The organism is Lutibacter sp. (assembly GCF_041562875.1).
In the GTDB taxonomy this organism is placed as follows: Bacteria; Bacteroidota; Bacteroidia; order Flavobacteriales; family Flavobacteriaceae; genus Lutibacter.
In genome coordinates, this window is the sequence record NZ_JBFFOE010000162.1 from 1 (window position 1) to 3,522 (window position 3,522).

Here is a 3,522-nt window from a genome sequence, read left to right on the forward strand (position 1 = left end):
CCAATGATTACCTATGGTACTAACCCAGGAATGGGAACTGGTATTTCTCAACACATTCCAAATGCTGAAGATGTTGAAGGTGGAGTTGCTACTTATAAAAAATCGTTGGATTATATGGGATTCCACGAAGGTGATGCAATAATTGGAAAACATGTTGATTATGTTTTCTTAGGAAGTTGTACCAACGGTAGAATTGAAGATTTTAGAGCATTTGCATCTATAGTAAAAGGAAGAAAAAAAGCCGATAATATAACAGCTTGGTTAGTTCCAGGTTCACATATTGTTGAAGCAAAAATAAAAGAAGAAGGTTTATTAGATATTTTCCACGAAGCTGGATTTGTATTGCGTGAACCAGGTTGTTCAGCTTGTTTAGCAATGAATGATGATAAAGTTCCTGCTGGGAAAGTTGCAGTAAGTACATCAAACAGAAACTTTGAAGGACGACAAGGACCAGGATCAAAAACATTATTGGCAAGTCCGTTAGTTGCTGCTGCTACAGCTGTAACAGGAGTTGTAACAGATCCGAGAACACTTTTATAATCTTAAAACTAACAAAATGGCATACGATAAATTCGAAATATTAAAAAGTTCTGCGGTTCCATTACCAATTGAAAACGTAGATACAGATCAAATAATACCAGCTCGTTTCCTAAAAGCAACAGAGCGTAAAGGTTTTGGTGATAATTTATTTAGAGATTGGAGATACAATCCAGACAATACTCCAAAAGAACAGTTTGTTTTAAATAATCCAATGTATTCTGGTAAAATTTTAGTTGGAGGTAAAAACTTCGGTTCAGGCTCATCAAGAGAGCACGCCGCTTGGGCAGTATACGATTATGGATTCCGTTGTGTAGTTTCTAGTTTCTTTGCGGATATTTTTAGAGGAAATTGTTTAAATATTGGTGTATTGCCAGTTCAGGTTAGTGCTGAATTTTTAGATGAAATCTACAAAGCAATTGAAGCTGATCCAAAAACTGAAATTGAAATTGATTTACCAAAACAAACAATTACGATACTAGTTTCTGGAGCGCAAGAATCATTTGAAATTAATACCTATAAAAAGGATAATATGCTAAATGGTTTTGATGATATAGACTATTTAACAAAAATGAAAGATGAAATTGAAGAGTTTGCTTCAAAAAGACCGTTTTAATAAAAACTAATTTTTCACATTCAGCACAGTCGAAATGTATAATAAATTAGAAATATAGTTATATCGACTATGCTCGAAATGACAAAAATCGTATTTATAAAAGATGAAAAAAAGAAAAATTGAAATAATGGACACCACGCTTCGTGATGGAGAACAAACCTCGGGAGTGTCCTTCTCTGCAGCTGAAAAATTAACAATTGCGAAGCTATTAATTGAAGAACTTCATGTTGATAGAATTGAAGTAGCATCTGCAAGAGTATCAGAAGGAGAATTTCAAGCAGTAAAAAATATTACTGAATGGGCAAATCAACACGGTTATATTCATAAAATTGAAATGCTAACTTTTGTTGATGGTGGGTTGTCTATAAAATGGATGAAAGATGCGGGGGCTAAAGTTCAAAATTTATTAACGAAGGGTTCATTAAATCATTTAATACATCAACTTAAAAAAACACCAGAACAACATTTTTCTGAAATAAAAGATGTTATTGATTTAGCTCAAAAAGAAGGAATTATTACTAATGTATATTTGGAAGATTGGAGTAATGGAATGCGTAATTCTCAGGAGTATGTTTTTCAATTTTTAGATTTTTTAGTAACGCAACCAGTTGCTCGAATTTTATTGCCAGATACTTTAGGCGTTTTAACACCTGCTGAAACTAAAGAATTTTTTTCAAAAACTACAGCAAAATATCCAAACATACATTTCGATTTTCATGCGCATAATGATTATGATTTAAGTGTCGCAAATGTGATGGAATCTATAAATGCAGGTGCTCACGGGTTGCATTTAACGGTAAATGGAATGGGTGAAAGAGCCGGAAATGCACCATTAGCCAGTGTTGTAGCGGTTATTAACGATTTTTATAAAAACGAAATTGAAATTTCTGTAAAAGAGTCTTCATTATATTCAGTAAGTAAGTTGATTGAAACTTTTTCAGGAGTTAGAATTCCTTCAAATAAACCAATCGTAGGAGATAATGTATTTACTCAAACTGCAGGTATTCATGCCGATGGAGATAATAAAAACAACTTGTATTTCAACGATTTAATGCCTGAGCGTTTTGGTAGAAAACGTAAATACGCTTTGGGCAAAACTTCAGGAAAAGCTAATATTGAAAAAAACTTACAAGAGCTTGGACTGACTTTAAATAATGAAGATTTAAAGAAAGTGACACAACGTATTATTGAATTGGGTGATAAAAAGGAGCTAGTTACAAAAGAAGACTTGCCATATATTATTTCTGATGTATTAAATAGTAATTTGTATCAAGAAAGGATTACAATAGAATCATATGTGTTAACACATTCAAAAGGATTAAAACCGTCAACTACAGTTTTGGTGAAAATTGATAGTGAATCATATGAAGAACATGCTCAAGGTGATGGTCAGTTTGATGCTTTTATGAATGCATTGAATAAATTGTATAAAAGAAAAAAAATGGTATTGCCAAAATTAGTTGATTATGCAGTTAGAATACCTCCAGGAAGTACGTCAGATGCATTATGTGAAACTATTATTACTTGGGAAAACAAAAACAAAAGATTTATAACAAGAGGGCTAGATTCAGATCAAACAGTATCTGCAATAAAAGCCACACAACGAATGTTGAATATATAGAAGAAGATATTCTGTGAAGTACACTGTTTTGTCATTTCGAGCGGAGTCTAGAAATCTAAAACATTTCGAATGCGCTCAATGTGACATTTAAGTTTTATTTTTACACTATAGAAATCTTCATAATTTAAAAAAAAACAATAAAATGAAATTGAATATAGCACTTTTAGCAGGAGATGGAATTGGACCTGAAGTAATTAATGAAGCAGTAAAAGTTTGTGATGCTATTGCAACAAAATTTAACCATGAAATTAATTGGATGCCTGCTTTAACAGGGGCTGCTGCTATTGATGCTTGTGGAGAACCTTACCCAGATGAAACACATGAAATTTGCTTAAAAGCCGATGCTGTTTTGTTTGGTGCAATTGGTCATCCAAAATATGATAATGATCCTTCTGCAAAAGTACGCCCAGAGCAAGGTTTATTAAAAATGCGTAAAAAATTAGGCTTATTTGCCAATGTTAGACCAACGTTTACATTTCCATCTTTAATTGATAATTCTCCACTAAAAAGAGAACGTATTGAAGGTACTGATTTAGTCTTCTTAAGAGAATTAACAGGCGGAATTTACTTTGGAGAAAAAGGTAGAAGAGATGGTGGGGAAACAGCTTTTGACAACTGTGTTTATACAAGATTTGAAGTACAACGTTTGGCCAAAAAAGGCTTTGAATTAGCTATGACACGTACTAAAAAATTATGTTGTGTTGATAAAGCAAATGTATTAGAAACTTCACGTTTATGGAGAGAAACG

At 32.7% G+C, this 3,522-nt stretch carries 4 protein-coding genes; all 4 read left to right on the forward strand.

What is annotated here, in order from left to right:
• On the forward strand, window positions 1-540 hold a 540-nt coding region (locus ABY863_RS13180), incomplete at its 5' end, for an aconitase family protein (protein ID WP_372795584.1).
• Between the two features lie 16 nt (window positions 541-556).
• A complete protein-coding gene (gene leuD, locus ABY863_RS13185; RefSeq protein ID WP_372795586.1) occupies window positions 557-1,153 on the forward strand; it encodes a 3-isopropylmalate dehydratase small subunit in 597 nt (198 codons plus the stop codon).
• A 103-nt stretch (window positions 1,154-1,256) separates the two neighbouring features.
• The gene (locus ABY863_RS13190; RefSeq protein WP_372795588.1) at window positions 1,257-2,774 is read left to right on the forward strand and encodes an alpha-isopropylmalate synthase regulatory domain-containing protein; all 1,518 of its coding nucleotides are present in this window, start codon (window positions 1,257-1,259) and stop codon (window positions 2,772-2,774) included.
• 142 nt (window positions 2,775-2,916) lie between these two features.
• The coding region (locus ABY863_RS13195; protein ID WP_372795590.1) for an isocitrate/isopropylmalate family dehydrogenase at window positions 2,917-3,522 on the forward strand (606 nt) is incomplete at its 3' end.

Excerpts from the sequence above, each read along its gene's own strand:
- leuD (WP_372795586.1), top strand. The coding sequence starts at position 557 with ATGGCATACGATAAATTCGAAATATTAAAAAGTTCTGCGGTTCCATTA.
- ABY863_RS13190 (WP_372795588.1), top strand. The coding sequence starts at position 1,257 with ATGAAAAAAAGAAAAATTGAAATAATGGACACCACGCTTCGTGATGGA.